The organism is Arthrobacter sp. UYEF3 (genome assembly GCF_040546245.1).
Taxonomy (GTDB): Bacteria; Actinomycetota; Actinomycetes; order Actinomycetales; family Micrococcaceae; genus Arthrobacter.
The window spans coordinates 1-16,210 of sequence record NZ_JBEPNK010000002.1 but is presented as its reverse complement, the minus strand read 5'-3'; the positions used below and the strand labels follow the sequence as shown (position 1 = coordinate 16,210).

At 66.5% G+C, this 16,210-nt stretch carries 14 protein-coding genes, 1 tRNA gene and 1 rRNA gene; 7 read left to right on the top strand and 9 right to left on the bottom strand.

The features are described from left to right. Nucleotides 1-13 precede the first annotated feature (13 nt). Complete coding sequence (locus tag ABIB14_RS01500) at nt 14-700, top strand: N-acetylmannosamine-6-phosphate 2-epimerase (RefSeq protein WP_354233562.1); 687 nt, start codon at nt 14-16, stop codon at nt 698-700. Nucleotides 701-750: 50 nt separating this feature from the next. Continuing rightward, the gene (locus ABIB14_RS01495; RefSeq protein ID WP_354233561.1) at nt 751-2,043 is read left to right on the top strand and encodes an N-acetylglucosamine-6-phosphate deacetylase; all 1,293 of its coding nucleotides are present in this window, start codon (nt 751-753) and stop codon (nt 2,041-2,043) included. Between the two features lie 7 nt (nt 2,044-2,050). On the opposite strand, the gene ABIB14_RS01490 is transcribed toward ABIB14_RS01495, so the two are convergent. Both ABIB14_RS01490 and ABIB14_RS01485 read right to left on the bottom strand, forming a co-directional pair. Next, nucleotides 2,051-2,824, bottom strand: coding sequence for a glucosamine-6-phosphate deaminase (locus ABIB14_RS01490; RefSeq protein ID WP_354233560.1), 774 nt, complete (start codon nt 2,822-2,824; stop codon nt 2,051-2,053). A 70-nt stretch (nt 2,825-2,894) separates the two neighbouring features. Next, complete coding sequence (locus ABIB14_RS01485) at nt 2,895-3,626, bottom strand: FadR/GntR family transcriptional regulator (RefSeq protein WP_354233558.1); 732 nt, start codon at nt 3,624-3,626, stop codon at nt 2,895-2,897. A gap of 201 nt (nt 3,627-3,827) precedes the next feature. On the opposite strand from ABIB14_RS01485, the gene ABIB14_RS01480 reads away from it, so the two are divergent. Further along, entirely contained in the window at nt 3,828-4,877 is a 1,050-nt protein-coding gene (locus ABIB14_RS01480; RefSeq protein ID WP_354233557.1) for an acetylxylan esterase, read from the top strand. A 33-nt stretch (nt 4,878-4,910) separates the two neighbouring features. Here ABIB14_RS01480 and ABIB14_RS01475 read toward each other — a convergent pair whose 3' ends face one another. The 4 genes from ABIB14_RS01475 to ABIB14_RS01460 all read right to left on the bottom strand — a co-directional run bounded on the left by ABIB14_RS01475 (nt 4,911) and on the right by ABIB14_RS01460 (nt 8,380). Then, nucleotides 4,911-6,365, bottom strand: coding sequence for an MFS transporter (locus ABIB14_RS01475; RefSeq protein WP_354233556.1), 1,455 nt, complete (start codon nt 6,363-6,365; stop codon nt 4,911-4,913). Between the two features lie 427 nt (nt 6,366-6,792). Continuing rightward, nucleotides 6,793-7,158, bottom strand: coding sequence for a hypothetical protein (locus tag ABIB14_RS01470; protein ID WP_354233555.1), 366 nt, complete (start codon nt 7,156-7,158; stop codon nt 6,793-6,795). 107 nt (nt 7,159-7,265) lie between these two features. After that, nucleotides 7,266-7,339, bottom strand: a tRNA-Thr gene (locus ABIB14_RS01465). Between the two features lie 150 nt (nt 7,340-7,489). Next, a complete protein-coding gene (locus tag ABIB14_RS01460) occupies nt 7,490-8,380 on the bottom strand; it encodes a DsbA family protein (protein WP_354233554.1) in 891 nt (296 codons plus the stop codon). A 313-nt stretch (nt 8,381-8,693) separates the two neighbouring features. On the opposite strand from ABIB14_RS01460, the gene ABIB14_RS01455 reads away from it, so the two are divergent. From ABIB14_RS01455 to ABIB14_RS01440, 4 genes are all read left to right on the top strand, one after another. Beyond that, the gene (locus tag ABIB14_RS01455) at nt 8,694-10,103 is read left to right on the top strand and encodes an alpha,alpha-trehalose-phosphate synthase (UDP-forming) (RefSeq protein WP_354233833.1); all 1,410 of its coding nucleotides are present in this window, start codon (nt 8,694-8,696) and stop codon (nt 10,101-10,103) included. Then, a complete protein-coding gene (gene otsB / locus ABIB14_RS01450) occupies nt 10,093-10,905 on the top strand; it encodes a trehalose-phosphatase (protein WP_354233552.1) in 813 nt (270 codons plus the stop codon). The genes ABIB14_RS01455 and otsB overlap by 11 nt, the downstream gene beginning before the upstream one ends. 266 nt (nt 10,906-11,171) lie before the next feature. Beyond that, nucleotides 11,172-12,254, top strand: coding sequence for an ABC transporter ATP-binding protein (locus ABIB14_RS01445; RefSeq protein WP_354233551.1), 1,083 nt, complete (start codon nt 11,172-11,174; stop codon nt 12,252-12,254). Between the two features lie 137 nt (nt 12,255-12,391). Further along, on the top strand, nt 12,392-13,804 hold the full coding sequence (locus ABIB14_RS01440; protein WP_354233831.1) for a DUF4032 domain-containing protein: 1,413 nt from the start codon (nt 12,392-12,394) through the stop codon (nt 13,802-13,804). 95 nt (nt 13,805-13,899) lie between these two features. On the opposite strand, the gene ABIB14_RS01435 is transcribed toward ABIB14_RS01440, so the two are convergent. From ABIB14_RS01435 to rrf, 3 genes are all read right to left on the bottom strand, one after another. Then, entirely contained in the window at nt 13,900-15,270 is a 1,371-nt protein-coding gene (locus ABIB14_RS01435) for an FAD-binding oxidoreductase (protein WP_354233550.1), read from the bottom strand. A 97-nt stretch (nt 15,271-15,367) separates the two neighbouring features. Further along, nucleotides 15,368-15,856 (bottom strand): SRPBCC family protein, encoded by a 489-nt coding sequence (locus ABIB14_RS01430; RefSeq protein ID WP_354233549.1) that lies wholly within the window; start codon nt 15,854-15,856, stop codon nt 15,368-15,370. 109 nt (nt 15,857-15,965) lie between these two features. Beyond that, nucleotides 15,966-16,082, bottom strand: a 5S ribosomal RNA gene (gene rrf, locus ABIB14_RS01425). Nucleotides 16,083-16,210 lie beyond the last annotated feature (128 nt).

The window sequence follows — 16,210 nt, the reverse complement described above, 5'->3', positions numbered from 1 at the left end:
GAGGAAACTGACCGTGATCCTGACCCCCGAAGCCCTCGAAGCCCTCCGCTCCCAGCTCATTGTGTCCTGCCAGGCGTACCCGGGTGAGCCGATGCGGGACCCCCGCACCACGGCGCAGATGGCGGCATCGGCGGTCATCGGCGGTGCGGCCGCTGTCCGTGTCCAGGGCCTCGCGGACGTGCAGCATACCCGCGCCGCGGTCGAGGTTCCGGTGATCGGGCTCTGGAAGGACGGGCACGACGGCGTCCTGATCACCCCCACCCTGCGCCACGCCCTGGCAGTGGCCAACGCCGGCGCCCACATCGTCGCCGTCGACGGCACCCGCCGCGGACGCCCGGACGGCCTCAGCCTGGCCCAGACGGTGGCCGGCATCCATGCGGAGTCCCACGCCCTGGTCATGGCCGACTGCGGATCCCTTGCCGATGCCGAGGCGGCAGTGGAGGCCGGCGCCGACCTGATCGGCACCACCCTGGCCGGCTACACCGGGGAACGGCCCAAGACGCAGGGGCCCGACCTGGAACTGCTGGAGCAGCTCGCGTCCGCCGGCCTCGGCCGGCCACTCATCGCGGAGGGCCGCATCCACACCCCGGAGCAGGCGCGGCAGGCACTGGACGCCGGCGCGTTCGCCGTCGTCGTGGGCACCGCCATCACGCACCCGGCCACCGTCACGGGCTGGTTCGCGGCGGCGCTGCGCTCCTGAACCCCGCCTGCCACCAGCCCGGCAAGCCGCAACCCGTGAAAGGCACCACCATGCAGACCCCGGCCCCGCGCGGAACGTCCAACACTGCGGCGTATTTGCTGTCCGGCGCCATGATCTCGGACGGCCACGTCCACGCAGACTCCGTGGTGGCCGTCAGCGAGGGCCGGATCGCCTACGCCGGGCCGAGGAGTGGCTACCGAGCCGCGGATTTCGCCCGGGCCGAGGAAATCCCCCTGCCGCCAGGCAGTTCGATCCTGCCCGGCCTGATCGACCTCCACTGCCACGGCGCGGCCGGCGGGGACTTTCCCACCGGTGACGGCCAGGCCTGCCGGACCGCCGTCGACTTCCTGCACCGCAGCGGCACCACCACCTTGCTGGCGAGTCTTGTCACGGCCTCACGTGAGGACCTGCTGAAGTCCCTGGCCATCCTCAGGCCCCTGGCCGTCGAGGGGCTGATCGCTGGGATCCACTCCGAGGGCCCCTTCCTGTCCCACGCGCGCTGTGGCGCGCAGAACCCGCACTGGCTCCGCTCCCCCGATCCGGCGCTGCTCGACGAACTGCTGCTGGCGGCCGACGGAACCTTGAAAACCATGACCTACGCCCCTGAGTTGCCCGGTGCGCGTGAGCTCGTCACCACGCTCGCCGCGCATGGAATCGTCCCCTCCCTTGGCCACACGGACGCGGACGCACACACCGCCGCGGCGTCACTGACCGAGGCAGCGGAGTCCCTGGTTGCCCGACACCCGGCAGACCCGGCCAGCCCGGCCGGCCCGGCCAGCCCGGCCGGCCCGGCCAGCCCCGGCGCGACTACCCGGCCAACGGTCACGCATCTATTTAATGGCATGCCCCCGCTGCACCAGCGGAACCCGGGCCCCGTCGCGGCGTGCCTGCGGCTGGCCCGCGCCGGCACGGTGGCCGTGGAACTCATCGGCGACGGCGTCCACCTGGACCCGGAGACGGTCCGGATGGTGTTCGAGCTGGTCGGAGCAGAGAACGTCGTCCTCGTGACGGATTCGATGGCGGCAACCGGGCTGCCCGACGGCGACTACGAGCTCGGGCCCTCCGCCGTGGTGGTGCACGACGGCGTCGCTAGCTTGCGGAGCAACGGCGCCCTCGCCGGCGGCACCGCCACCCTGCTGGAAGTTGTCCGCAGGACCATCGACGCGGGAATCAGCCCCGCCGACGCGGTTCAGTCAGCGACGGCGGTGCCGGCGAAACTGCTGGGGCTCGAGGCCGGGATCGGGAGCCTGACGGCGGGGATCCGGGCGGACATCGTTGCCGTTGACAGCGATTTCCGCCTTGTCACCGTGCTGCGCGCCGGCCGGGTACTTGGCCGGCCCTGAACCTCTGTCAGACGCCGGCGGCCTGCGAGCGCACGGCCACCGGGGTGGCGCCGGCCGAGGCGCGGGCACCGAGCCGCGCGGCGGCAGCTTCGTCCGCGACGACAGTCACGTGCGGGTGCAACTGGAGAACCGAGGCCGGGCAGTCCGTCGTGACCGGACCGTTTAGTGCCGTGAACAGAATGTCGGCCTTATCTGCCCCGCTGACCACCAGCAGCAGCTGGCGCGCTTCGAGAATGGTGCCCAGGCCCTGGGTGATGCAGCGGTCCGGGACGTCGTCGGGCGAGGCGAAGTAGCGGGCGTTGGCCTGCCGTGTGCGCTCCGTAAGGGCTTCAACGCGGGTGCGGGAGTCCAGGGCGGAGCCGGGTTCGTTGAACGCCACATGTCCGTTGTGGCCGATGCCGAGAATCTGCACGTCGATCCCGCCGGCTTGCGCGATCGCGGCATCATAAGCCGCGGCTGCGCGCTCGGGGTCCTCAGCGGCGCCTGCGGGGACGGAGACCTTCGCCGGGTCCAGGTGCAGCCGTTCCGTCACTTCCCGGCGGATCACCTCGGCGTAGCTTTGCGGGTGGCCGGCCGGCAGGCCCACGTACTCGTCCAGGGCGAAGCCCCGGATACCGGACATGTCCAGCCGGTGGGCAGCCAACGCAGCGTACACAGGGAGCGGAGAGCCCCCGGTCGCCAGGCCGATGACAGCATCCGGCTTGCTCCGGATGACGGCCGCCACGATACCGGCAGCAATGGCGCCCGTTGAGGCGGCGTCGGGCACTACAAACAAGTCCATGGAAACACTTTCTGGGACGAATTGGTTCCGGGCGGGGAGCGGCACCCAGGCCGTTCCGGGCTTACCGGGCTTACCGGGCAGCGACTTCCCTGAGCTTTTGGCGGATGCCGTCGAAGTGCCGCTGAAGGCGTTCGGCTGCCACGGTCTTATCCTTGTCCGCCACCGCCTCATAAATCTCCCAATGAATGCGGACCTGGTCCGCGAGGTTCATCGGAGCGGCGCCGAGGGCCTGATGGATCTGCCGGTACACCTTCCAGAACACATCCATGAGGTTCATCAGCAGCTCGTTGTTCAAGGGCGCATAGAGTCGGCGGTGGAATTCGGCGTCGAGCTCGGTCAACGGCTCTCCCACCGCGGCGGCCTTTTCCATGGCTTCCATGACGGCGCGGAGGTCGCCGAGCTGTTCGGCCGTCACCAGATCGATAGCCGGGCCGATGAGTCCCGACTCCAGGGCCTGCCGCACGTCGACGAGTTCCATGGCTTCCTCGCCACGGTGCCGCAGGGACAGCCGCCCGCGGAAGACCAGCCCGTCGGTCAGCGCGCTGAAGTTGTTGGGGGCCACGAAGGTTCCGAAGCCATGGCGGATTTCAATCACGCCCAGGGCCTGCAGGACTTTGAGGGATTCCCGGACGGTGTTTCGGCCTACTCCAAGGACCGCGGAAAGCTCACCTTCGGTCGGGAGGGAGTCGCCCACGTCCAGTCCCTGCTCAAGGATCAGGTCCATAATCCTGGTCTGGAGGGCATGGGAACGGATTTGTGCGCTATACCGGGCAGACGACACTCCCTGCGGTGCTACTGACACGTCATCTCCTTCGCCCGCGCTTCTGGACGCGGCAGCTAGTCTCCATCATCCTAGCGGAGATGGGACGTCCTTTGTCCTAGTGTTGAGAAAAACTTGTTTCAAACCCAGGGCCATGCGTCAAGATTTCATGGAAGTGTCCCACAATTTTTAGGCGGGACGTAGGATCACCTATCGAACGTCCGCCACAACCCGGAGACCGCCATGCCCTTGTTTGACATGCCGTTGGACCAACTGCGTGCGTACAGCTCAGCCGCAGTCGAGCCCCTGGACTTCGACGAGTTCTGGACGGAGACCGTTGCCGAGGCCCGTGAATTTCCCCTCGATGCCGTCTACACGCCGGTCGAAAACCAGCTGCGCGTGATCGACAGTTTTGATGTCTGCTTCGCCGGGTTCGGCGGGGCCCGGATCAAGGGCTGGCTGCATCTTCCGGCCAACCGGGATGCCGGCAGCGCACTTCCCGCGGTGGTCCAGTACGTTGGCTATTCGGGCGGCCGCGGCCTGGTCCAACAGGACACCAAATGGGCGCAGGCCGGATATGCGCACTTCATCATGGACACCCGGGGCCAGGGCTACGGCGGTATTTTGGGCGACACTGCGGACCCGCACCTGTCGGCCGGTGAGGTGTCCTATGCCGGGCTGATGACGCGCGGCATTTCCGGCAGGGAGGACTACTACTACCGCCGCGTGTTCATCGACGCCTTCCGGGCGATCGAAGCTGCGCAGAGCCATCCCGAGGTGGATGCCGCGAAGGTGCTCCTTACCGGCATCAGCCAGGGTGGAGGCTTGGCCGTCGCAGCCGCCGGCTTGGCCGCGGGACGCCTGGACGGCATCCTCGGCACCATGGCCGACGTGCCGTTCCTGCAGGATTTTCCCCGTGCCATTGATCTGGCCCCGCGCGGGCCTTACACGGAAATTGCAGGCTTTCTCTCCCGCCACCGGGACCGCTACGAGGCCGCCCTGGCCGTGCTGAACTACTTCGACGGCGTCCATCTGGGCCGGCGGGCAACGGCGCCCGCGCTGTTCTCCGTGGCACTCATGGACGATGTCTGCCCGCCGTCAACGGTCTTTGCCGCCTACAACGCCTACGGTTCGGGCGCGGGAGGCCCTGGCACAGCCGGGGCCCCAGCCTGGAACCCACAGCCCGTTCCCGCCAAGTCCGTGGAGGTCTACCGCTTCAACAACCACGAGGGCGGCCAGGAACACCACTGGGTCAAGCAGCTCCACTACGTGGCTGAATTGCTTGCCGTCTAAATACTGTCCCCTGGCCCCGTCCTGGGGGAGAACCTAAGTTGACGCCGCACCGGAGTTCGCGGCCGGCACCCGGGTGGCGGTCTGGCCGGCCATGGCGGGCATAGCGATGACGGCGGCCACGGTGAGCAGGGCACCGGCCAGAACCGCCAGGAACACGGCGCCGGAGGCAGACACGATCGTGTGCGGATCAGTTTCGCCGCCCGGGTTACCGGCGTAGATCGCGTTGGCCACCGCCCCGAAAACGGCTACACCGATTGAACTGCCTATGGACCGGGCAAAAAGATTCGTCCCCGTGACCACGCCGCGCTCATTCCATTCGACACTGGATTGGGCGGCAATCAGGCTCGGGGTCGCCACCAGTCCAAGACCCAGCCCGACGGTGAAGCAGCCCGCCGCCACCAACAAAATGTTGGGTGAGGAAGCGGTCAACGCAAGCAAGGCAGTGCCAATGACCGTGACCGTGACGCCGATCAGCGCGGTCCTCCGGAACCCGATCCGAAGATAGAACCGGCCCGATTGGGACGCACTAATCGGCCACCCGATGGTCAAAGCCGCCAGGGCGAGGCCGGCCAGGATCGGGGAGGTCGAGAGGGCTCCCTCGAGGAACGTGGGGACGTAGGACGTGAGGCCGAGCATGACGGCCCCGACGCCGAAGGAAACCATCGCCGTCGTCGCCAGCAACCGCCTCGACACGACCCACGGCGGCAGCACGGGCTCCGCCGCCCGCCGCTCGACGACGAGGAACGCGGCGAACAAGACTGCTCCGACCGCAAAGACGGCGATGCTGATGGCGGAGTTCCAGGCCCAGGCCTGGCCGCCCTCGAGGGCCCCAAGGATGATCAGGCTGAGCGAGACGGTCAGCAGTCCGGCGCCCAGGTAGTCGATCCGGTGCTTCGCTCGCTCGACACTCTCATGGAACGATCGCGTCAGCATCCAGCCCGCCAGCAGGCACAGCGGGATGTTCACGAAGAAGATCCCGCGCCAGATGCCCAGTGTGGAGAACACGCCGCCGAGCGTCGGGCCAACCACTGAGGAGATCGCCCAAACGCTCGCCAAGTAGCCCTGGACCTTCGCACGCTCAGTCAGCGTGTAGATGTCGCCGGCAATGGTGATCGCCACCGGCTGAACGGCTCCCGCGCCGAGGCCCTGCAGCACCCGGAACGCGATGAGGGCCGGCATGCTCCAGGCCACTCCGCAGAGGATCGAGCCGAGCAAGAATAGACCGATGCCGATGAGGATGATCGGCTTGCGGCCAACAACGTCGGAGAGCTTCGCGTAGACCGGCACGGACACGGCCTGCGCCAGCAGATAGGCCGAGAAAAGCCACGGGAAGGACGTGAACCCGCCGACGTCAGCCACGATCGAGGGCACTGCCGTCGCGACAATCGTCGAGTCTATTGCCACCAATCCGGTCGAAAGCATCAGGGCGATGAGAACGGGTCCCCGCCGGGAGCGGAAGCCGACTCCCTCGGCAGTCGTTGTTGTCACGTGATCATGCTCCCGTCGTCGCCAAAAGCGCGTTGCGCGCCGACCCGGTTTCCCGCGTCCCAGTGCACAACTGCAAAAGTCACCGGATTAGTCCCGGACGGTTAGGGCACTTTGTGAAGGTGCCGTTTCGCGGTGCGGTTATGGCCGGGTTCCTTAGATGCTCGTTTCGGCGCTAGAAAGCCGGTGCGGTCATCCCGGTGATGACCGGACCGGCTTTTCGCATCCGGCCCTGACCAGCGGTTTTGTGACTGTTGATGTCGAAGTCGTACACCGGGGCTTCCCGACAGTTTTGTTCAAAAGCTTGTCGCAAGCGTGCCGCTGTCAGCTACTGCGGATCATTGCCCGGCGCCCATGTTCCGTACGGTATTGGCCCCGTTGCGGTTGGCGTCAGCATGACAGACATTCCGCGTGGAGGAGTCGGTCCCGGCTAGCGCAGACGGGCCGTCATTCCCCCGATGATCCCGGCCAGCCCGAGCGGCACAGCCACGAGGGCGCTTAGGTGTGGCAGCAAACTGTAACCAGCAACCAGATTGAGCCCGCCGATGACGACGGCCGGGACTGCGACCAGGCTGGTCATCCACACCCGGTCACCCCGGTAGCGGGACCAGCCGGCAGCCGCAAACCCCGCTGCTGCCCCGGCCAGGATGAGGGTGTTGCCGGCCTGGTCGCGCGTAAATGCGTCCGGGACGGACCCCACGTAGAGCTTCTGGCCCAGACCTAGGCAAAGCAGGATCAGGCTGGCCCCTGCGACCGCGGACCAAACCGCCCGGGCCGCGACTGCGGTGGTTTTCATGTGCGTACCCGCCGTCATTTGGTTTAGGCCCGTAGTGCACATCCAAAGCGTGTCGTGCACGAAACCCCTCCGTTCCGGGCAAAATCGCGGGAGCGGAGGGCTTTCTGGGCCCCCTGTCGGATTCGAACCGACGACCCCCGCTTTACAAGAGCGGTGCTCTGGCCAACTGAGCTAAGGAGGCAATCCGCGCCGTCGTCGTCCGGCTTTGAAAGGGCCGGACGCGGGGCGCTAGATAAGGGTAGCCCACGGAGGCCTGCCGGTAAAAAGTGGCACAAAAAAGCAGCCCGGCCCCGGACGTAACCGGAGCCGGGCTGCTTCCGCGGGCGAGGTGCTACTTCTTGGCGTCCACCGCGGCCTGCAGGAACTGGTCGAACGGGGTCTTGGCGCTGTCGCCGGTGCCCCACTGCTTGCCCTCGACGAAGACGGTGGGCGTTCCGGTAACCCCGATCGCCGCTGCCTCCTGCGTCGCGTATTTCACGTACGGCCGGTAGGTCTTGTCATCCACGCACTGGTCGATGTTCTTGGCCCCGGTGTCAGTGGCCAGCTTCTTCAGTTCGTTGTCGGAAAGGCCGGCGCTGCCCTCGGCGGGCTGCTTGGCAAAGAGCGCGTCGACGAAGTCCGAGTACTTCTCCGGGGATTCGTTCACCACGCAGGCAGCGGCGTTGGCTGCCCGGGACGAGTAGTTGGTGCTGGAACTTCTGTCCAGGAAGCCCAGCGGCCGGTATTCGACAGTGATCTTGCCGTCGTTGCGCAGCTTGGTGAGCGTGGGGTTGTACTGGGTCTCGAAGTTCTTGCACACCGGGCAGATGAAGTCGATGTAGAGGACCACCTTGACCGGTTTGCCGGCCTCCGCGTCGGCACCGGGAACCTTGATCTGCGCCGGAGGCGTGGCGGGCGCCGAAGGCAGGTCCGCGAGATTGATCGTGGCCGGGGCTGACTTCACCACCTCGGTGTTGGCGAGCAAAGTGACGCCGCCGTGCACGTTGCCGTTTGCCGGCGTCGGACCGGAGTCGGCAATCGGAGCGCTGTTCTTGATGTTGGATGTGACCACCAGCGCAACGATCGCGATGATGGCGACGACGGCGACAACAATGCCCCAGCCGATCAGCCGCTTGGTGCGCTTGTCCTTTTTCAGCTGCGCCGCGCGGATTTCACGGGCTTTCTCACGCGCCGCGGCAGTGCGCTCTGCCTTAGACTGTCGGGGTTCGTTTGCGGGGCTCATTGATTCCTCGTGTTGATCGGCCTGAATGGTCCACTTGGTGGCAACTCCACCATTTTAGGGGAGAAACCCGGGAGCTTGCGCTTTCAAGTTTCATCGGTATGCCCAACGGACGGATAGCACAGAAGATTCCGCCCCGCTAGGGTGGATGAGAGCCATCAGCGATCCCAGGGGGCACCAAATGCAAGCAACCGAGCGCGCCGAGCAGCGCGCCGAGCAGGACGTAGAAACGGATGCCGGGCAGGACGTCGAGCCGCGCGCCGAGCACGACCGCGCCGGGCACGACACTGCACACCAGACCGCGACCTTCGACTTCATGGTCGTGTCCAACCGCCTGCCCGTGGACCGCTGCTCCGCTGATGAGCCCGGCTGCGAAGACGGCTGGCGCCGCTCACCAGGTGGCCTGGTAACGGCGCTTGCACCGATGATGACCAAGACCGACGGCGCCTGGGTGGGCTGGCACGGCGCCCCCGATGAACACCTCGAGCCGTTCAGCCACCGCGGCATCGACCTCGTCCCGGTCCAGCTCAGTACGCGGGACATCGAGCTGTTTTATGAGGGCTTCTCCAACGCCACCCTCTGGCCGCTTTATCACGACGTGATCGCGCCGCCGGAATTCCACCGTGCCTGGTGGGACTCGTACCGCAAGGTCAACAAACGGTTCGCCGACGCCGTCGTCCGCCACGCCGCCGAGGGCGCCACCGTCTGGGTGCAGGACTACCAGCTCCAGCTCGTGCCCAGGATGCTTCGCGAGGCGCGCCCGGACCTCAAGATCGGCTTCTTCAACCACATTCCCTTCCCGCCGCCGGAGATTTTCGCGCAGCTGCCGTGGCGCCACGCGATCATCGACGGCCTGCTGGGCGCAGATCTGGTGGGCTTCCAGCGCAGCAGCGACGCCGGCAACTTCATGCGCTCCGCCCGCCGCTTCCTCGGAGCCAGCGTCAAGCGGCAGCAGGTCCATGTCAAGGGTCCTGACGGCCAAACCACCCACATTGCCCGTGCCCAGGCCTTTCCGATCTCCATCGACGTCAAGCAGATCACTGAACTGGCGCGGAAGCCGGAGATCATCGAGCGGGCCCGGCAGATCCGTCGCGACCTTGGCAATCCTAAGACCATCCTGCTGGGCGTGGACCGGCTGGACTACACCAAGGGCATCCGGCACCGGCTGAAGGCCTATGAGGAACTCCTGCAGGACGGCAAGGTCACGGTGGAAGACGCCTCCCTGATCCAGGTGGCCAGCCCCAGCCGCGAGCGCGTCGAACAATACCGCCTGCTGCGCGAGGAAGTCGAGGGAACGGTCGGCCACATCAACGGCACCTACGACACGATGCAGAACACCGCAGTCCGCTACCTGCACCACAGCTACCCGATCGAGGAAATGGTCGCCCTTTACCTGGCGGCGGACGTCATGCTCGTCACCGCTCTGCGCGACGGCATGAACCTGGTCGCCAAGGAATACGTCACGGCGCGGACCAGCAACGACGGTGCCCTGGTACTCAGCGAATTCGCCGGAGCCGCGGACCAGCTCAAACAGGCGCTCCTGATGAACCCGCACGACATCGACGGACTCAAGGACACCATCATGCGGGCGGTCAACATGCAGCCCGCCGAGGCCGCACGCCGGATGCGCGCGATGCGCAAGCAGATCCTGGACCACGACGTCGACCTCTGGTCCGCCGATTTCCTCCGGGCGCTGCAGGAAAAGGTGGTCCGCGATGACTCCTGAGGCCAGCCCCGCCGGGGATGGGCTTTCACTGTCCCCGGAGCTGCTGGCGGCCGTGCACCGCGTCGCCGGCACGGAGCAGCTGTTGGTGGCGATGGATTTCGACGGCACCATGGCCCCGCTGGTGGACCACGCGGCGGACTCCCGGGCGCTCCCCCGCTCAGCCGCCGCGTTCGCTGCCCTCGCTGAGCTGCCGCGAACGACGACGGCGCTCATCTCGGGCCGGGCCCTGGACAGCCTGCGGGCGGTCGCCTCGCCGCCGGAGCAGACCCTGCTGATTGGCAGCCACGGCGCTGAGGTCTGGATGGGGCCGGGCTCCGCCGAACTTCAGCTCGACGACGGCCAGCGGGAGCTGCTGGCGCAGGTGCGGCAGCAGCTGGCCGAGATTGTCGACGTCGCTCCCGGCACTCTCCTCGAGGACAAGCCGGCCGGCGTCGTGCTGCATACCCGGCTGGCGGCGGACGACGTCGCCGAGGATGCTGTGGCCGCCGCGAAGGCCGCTCTCCAGGACCGCCCCGGGGTTTTCCTCAAGACCGGAAACCGGGTGCTGGAGACCTCCGTGGTGCACGCCTCCAAGGGCGACGGCGTCGCGTTCCTGCGGCAGTCTACCGGGGCCACCGTCGTCGTCTTCGCCGGCGACGACACCACCGACGAGGACGCTTTGGGCAGCCTGGTCCGCGGGGACCTGGGCGTGAAGGTGGGTCTGGACTTCACCCGGGCCGAGTTTCGGGTGGAAGCGCCCGCGCACATCTCCGAACTGCTGGAGGCGCTGCTGCGCGAACGGACGATAGCCGTTGGCGCCTAGGTTCGGCTGGCGGCGGCGGGCCGCCGGGGGGCAAAGGTAAGGAGCCTCACCTGTGGGATCTGTAACCGTTTTCCGCAAAAGTTAAATGTCTGACATACTCTGTATGTGATGTGGCGCACAACTACCGTGCGGCGTCATGGATGCTCCTCGGCTTCGGCCGGGGAGCATGCGCATCCTTTTGTGAGACTGACACCCATAACTGAATAAAAAGAACCATTCACTACGGATCGTCCGGCACGTACCTGCCGGTGAAGGGATTGATAACTGTGGCTACAGTTACTTTTGATAACGCTACGCGTCTGTACCCGGGCACAGAGAAGCCCGCTGTTGACAAGCTCAACATTGAAATCGCTGACGGCGAGTTCCTGGTCCTCGTTGGACCCTCCGGCTGTGGAAAGTCCACCTCCCTGCGGATGCTCGCGGGCCTTGAGGATGTGAACTCCGGCCGGATCCTGATCGGCGACCGGGATGTCACCGACCTTCCGCCGAAGGACCGGGACATCGCCATGGTTTTCCAGAACTACGCCCTGTACCCGCACATGACGGTCGCGGACAACATGGGCTTCGCGCTGAAGATCGCCGGCGTCAGCAAGGAAGAGCGCGCCGAGCGGGTCCGTGAAGCGGCCAAGCTCCTGGATCTCGAGCCGTACCTGGACCGGAAGCCGAAGGCCCTCTCCGGCGGCCAGCGCCAGCGTGTTGCCATGGGCCGCGCTATTGTGCGTAACCCGCAGGTGTTCCTCATGGACGAGCCGCTGTCCAACCTCGATGCCAAGCTCCGCGTACAGACCCGCACGCAGATCGCCTCGCTGACCCGCCGCCTTGGCGTCACCACCGTCTACGTCACCCACGACCAGGTCGAGGCCATGACCATGGGCGACCGCGTCGCCGTCCTTAAGGACGGCCTCCTGATGCAGGTGGACACCCCGCGCAACCTCTACGACAAGCCGAAAAACGTCTTCGTCGCCGGCTTCATCGGCTCCCCCGCGATGAACCTGCTCGAGCTTCCCGTCGTCGACGGCGGCGTGCAGTTCGGCGGCACCGTCTACCCGGTTCCGCGTGACGTCCTCGAGGGTACCAAGGGCAACACTGTGACCCTCGGCTCCCGTCCCGAGGACCTCGAGACCGCGCCGCAGGGCGAAGGCCTCGAGGTCGAGGTCGACGTCGTCGAGGAGCTCGGCGCCGACGCCTACGTCTACGGCCACACCACGCTCGACGGCAAGAGCCACGACATCGTGGCCCGCGTCGACGGCCGCCGCCCCCCGATGAAGGGCGAGTCCATCTGCGTCCGGCCGCAGTCGGGCCACGTGCACCTGTTCGACACCCAGACCGGCCTGCGCCTGGGCGCCTGATCCCCGGCTGATCCAGCCACCGGCTGTTTCCGACGGCGGTCCTCCCACGGGAGGGCCGCCGTCGGCCGTTATCCGGCGGAAGGTGGGCGCAATCCGCCCACGTACGGGAGAATTGCCGCATGACCGAGGAGAACCGCATGACCGAGGACAACGGTGCCCAGTGGCACGACGAACCCACTGATTACGGACAGATCGGCAAGCTGCCCCGGTACGTGGCTGCCAGCAACGACGAAAAGAGTGTCGCGAGTTCGCTGAGCATCACGGCCGCAGCGACGGAGCCCGAACTGCTGGACCTGCCCTGGCACACCGCACTGGAGGACTGGCCGGCGGAATACCTCGCCGCCCTCCCCCGCGGCATCTCACGGCATATTGTGCGCTTCGCCCACCTGGGCGGCTCCGTGATCGCCATCAAGGAAACCTCGGAGCACGTTGCCCGGCACGAGTACCACATGCTCCGTAAGCTCGCCCGGCTGGATGTCCCCTGCGTGGAACCGGTCGCTGTCATCACCGGACGGACCACCCCGGACGGACGGCCGCTGAACCCAGTGCTGGTTACCCGGCACCTGAAGTTCTCCATGCCGTACCGCGCACTGTTTTCCCAGATGCTGCGGAAGGACACGCTGACCCGGCTGATCGACGCCCAGGCCCTGCTGCTGGTCCGCCTGCACCTGATCGGCTTCTACTGGGGCGACGTCTCGCTCTCCAACACTTTGTTCCGCCGCGACGCCGGCGCCTTCGCCGCCTATCTCGTCGATGCCGAGACCGGCGAGTTGTACCCCGACTTGTCCACGGGGCAGCGGGAGTACGACCTGGAGATTGCGCGGGTCAACATCGCCGGCGAGCTGATGGACCTGCTGGACGGCGGCCTGATCGAGGAGAAGGTGGACCCGGTTGCCACGAGTGAGCTCATCATGGACAGCTACCGGCGGCTCTGGACCGAGCTGACGGCGAAGGAGTCCTTCGAGATCGGTGAGCGCTGGCGGGTGACTGCGCGCATTCGGCGGCTCAACGATCTGGGCTTCGACGTCGAGGAATACAATATTAAGACCACTCAAAACGGGTCCACGATCCAGCTCCAGCCCAAGGTGGTGGACGCCGGGCACCACCAGCGCCGGCTCTTGCGCCTGACCGGACTGGATGTCCAGGAAAATCAGGCCCGGCGGCTGCTGAACGACATGGACACCTTCCGGGCGGACAACAATCCCGGCATGGACGAGGAATACAGCGCGCACCTGTGGGTGAGCCAGATCTTCGAGCCGATTGTCCGCTCGATCCCCCGCGACCTTTCCGGGAAACTTGAGCCGGCGGAGGCCGTGCACGAGATCCTGGAGCATCGCTGGTACATGTCAGAGAAGGAAAACCGGTACATTCCGCTCGCCGAGGCCGTGCAGTCCTACATCGATTCCGAGCTCCGGCACCGCCGGGACGAGGCCGCCATCATGTTGAACCCGGACACCGGGCTTCTCAAGATCCTCGAGGTGGAGACCGAGGAGTCCCGCTACGGCGGCGACGAGGAGCCCGTCGAGGAATACCCGGACTCCGACGACTAACCGTCTCCGGCCCAACTAGCTCACAGTTAAAGCCGTTTTGAGCACCCAAAACGCCCTTAGCTGCCAGTCAGTTGGGCGTTACGAGCACTGCAGGGTTAAATCGCCTTCCCGGGGTTTAAGATCCCGGCCGGGTCGAAGAGCTCCTTGATCCGGCGCTGGAGTTCGCGCACCGGTTCCTTCTGCTCCAGGCCGAGCCAGCGCAGCTTGTACTGGCCCACGCCATGCTCACCGGTGATGGTGCCACCCATCGCGAGGGCCACGGTGACGGAATCGTCCAGGGCTGCGCCGAGGCGCTCCATAGCGTCCGCGTCCACGCCAGTGCCGGTCCGGTCCACCCAAAAGGTGGGATGCAGGTTGCCGTCGCCGGCGTGCGCCACCACCTTGAGCTGGACCGCGTGCTTCACGGCCATGGCCTGCAGCTCCGCGACGTAGTCCACCAGCCTGGACCGGGGCACCGCCACGTCCTCGCCCACACGGTATTCGTCGTCGACCTCCACGCCACGGCTGTTGCGGCGCAGTTCCACGAGCTGTTCGGCCTCGGCGCTTGCCGCCATGGTCACCACGGCCCCGCCGGCAGCGAGAAGCGGCCGGATCGCGGCGGCTTCGGCTGCGGCGCCAAAGCCGTCCGTTTGGATCAGCAACAGCGAGGCACCCCGGGAGGCCAGCTCGGAGCCGTGGATTCGGTCCAGCTGGGCGAGCGAGCCGCCGTCAAGCAGTTCCATGATGGCCGGCTGCACCCGCGCGTTGCCGACGGTGAGGACGCCCGCGGCGGCACTGCGGAAGTCCGGGTAAAACGCGGCGATGGTGTGGACCTCCCGCGGGAGGTACCTCAGCCGCACCGTAATCCCGACGACGATCCCGAGGGTTCCCTCGGATCCAACGAACAGCCCCGTAAGGTCGTAGCCGGCCACCCCCTTGAAGGTCCGGTGTCCGGTGTGGATCAGGGTGCCGTCCGCGAGCACAACGTCCAGCGCCAGCACAGAGTCCCGGGTGACGCCGTACTTAGCGCAGCGAAGTCCGCCGGCATTGGTCGCGACATTGCCGCCGATGGTGGAGAGCTTATAGCTGGCAGGGTCCGGAGCGTACATCAGTCCGTGGAGCGCTGCCGCCGCATTTAGATCGGCGTTGATGACGCCCGGTTCGACGACGGCGGTCTCGTCGTCCGGGTTGAGATCCAGGATGCGGTTCATCAGTTCCAGACTCAGCACCACGCAGCCCTCACTGGCGTGGGCGCCGCCGGATAGCCCGGTTCCGGCGCCTCGGGCCACCAACGACACCCGGCGGGCCGTGCAGGCACGGACGGCCGCCTGGACGTCGGCCACGGACCCGGCACGCACCACGGCTACCGGCAGTTGATAGTCCAGCACGGGGGCCCGGTCCATGGCGTATGCGGCCAAAGTGGCCTCATCCACGGAAACTTTATCCGCACCGAGTACGGAGACGAGCTCATCGACAATGCTGCGCATGCGCTCTCCAGTTCTTCGTCAAATCCGGCGGCATTCAGCCCCGGTCCTTGGTGCCGGCATTTAATCTAGGGCACCCGCCCTGGGGCGCCTGTAGCTGCTACTCACCAGAACCTCCCATGAACCGGACAAACCGCTGCAGCACCCCGGGCCAGTCGGCCTGGTACTCCATGCGGGTGGCCGCGGGATTTTGGGCGCCCTCCCAGCCGTTGTGCACCAACCGCACCTCGGTGCCGCCGTCGACGGCCCGGAAGGCAACCCGCAGCTCGGTAGACCACAGGGCCTGGGTACCGGGGTGCCAGCTGGCGTGGAAGGACAACGGCGGCTGCCAGTCGTCAATCGATCCCCAGATGGCGCTCCGGCCGTCCTCCGCGGTTTCCAGAATCAGGTTTTCCTCGAACTCCACGTAGGAACCAGCGCCGAAGACACTGTGGCCGTCCAGCGGCCACCACAGGTGCGTGTGCTCGGTGAAACCCACGAACGCCCTCGCAAGGGTTCCCGGGACGACGACAGCGAACACCACGGGGTCCAGCCCTTCGGAGGGCCCGGGTGCCGGAGCTGACGCAACGTGGCTGAAGAGGTTATCCATGAGCAACAACTCTACAAGGGGTCCCGGCCAGGATGCCGGCCGACGATTTTAGGGTTAAATGCGGGAGGACCCCAACGTGGTGGTTGGGGTCCTCGACCGTTTAATGATGTTCCGGCGGTGACCTACTCTCCCACACCCTCCCGGGTGCAGTACCATCGGCGCTGTGGGTCTTAGCTTCCGGGTTCGGGATGGGACCGGGCGTTTCCCCCACGCTATGACCGCCGTAACCCTGTTACCGCACCGCCCTGGCCGTGGGGCCGGGGGTGGGAAATTTGTGTGGTTACAACGTCCTGGACCGGGCGGGTCCAGGGGTGGTGTTGTTATGTAGTTGTGGGTTTCCGTGCAACGTTTCCC

Coding starts and splice junctions, on each gene's coding strand:
- ABIB14_RS01495 (WP_354233561.1), top strand. CDS start 751: ATGCAGACCCCGGCCCCGCGCGGAACGTCCAACACTGCGGCGTATTTG.
- ABIB14_RS01490 (WP_354233560.1), bottom strand. CDS start 2,824: ATGGACTTGTTTGTAGTGCCCGACGCCGCCTCAACGGGCGCCATTGCT.
- ABIB14_RS01480 (WP_354233557.1), top strand. CDS start 3,828: ATGCCCTTGTTTGACATGCCGTTGGACCAACTGCGTGCGTACAGCTCA.
- ABIB14_RS01470 (WP_354233555.1), bottom strand. CDS start 7,158: ATGAAAACCACCGCAGTCGCGGCCCGGGCGGTTTGGTCCGCGGTCGCA.
- ABIB14_RS01460 (WP_354233554.1), bottom strand. CDS start 8,380: ATGAGCCCCGCAAACGAACCCCGACAGTCTAAGGCAGAGCGCACTGCC.
- ABIB14_RS01455 (WP_354233833.1), top strand. CDS start 8,694: ATGGTCGTGTCCAACCGCCTGCCCGTGGACCGCTGCTCCGCTGATGAG.
- otsB (WP_354233552.1), top strand. CDS start 10,093: ATGACTCCTGAGGCCAGCCCCGCCGGGGATGGGCTTTCACTGTCCCCG.
- ABIB14_RS01440 (WP_354233831.1), top strand. CDS start 12,392: ATGACCGAGGACAACGGTGCCCAGTGGCACGACGAACCCACTGATTAC.
- ABIB14_RS01435 (WP_354233550.1), bottom strand. CDS start 15,270: ATGCGCAGCATTGTCGATGAGCTCGTCTCCGTACTCGGTGCGGATAAA.
- ABIB14_RS01430 (WP_354233549.1), bottom strand. CDS start 15,856: ATGGATAACCTCTTCAGCCACGTTGCGTCAGCTCCGGCACCCGGGCCC.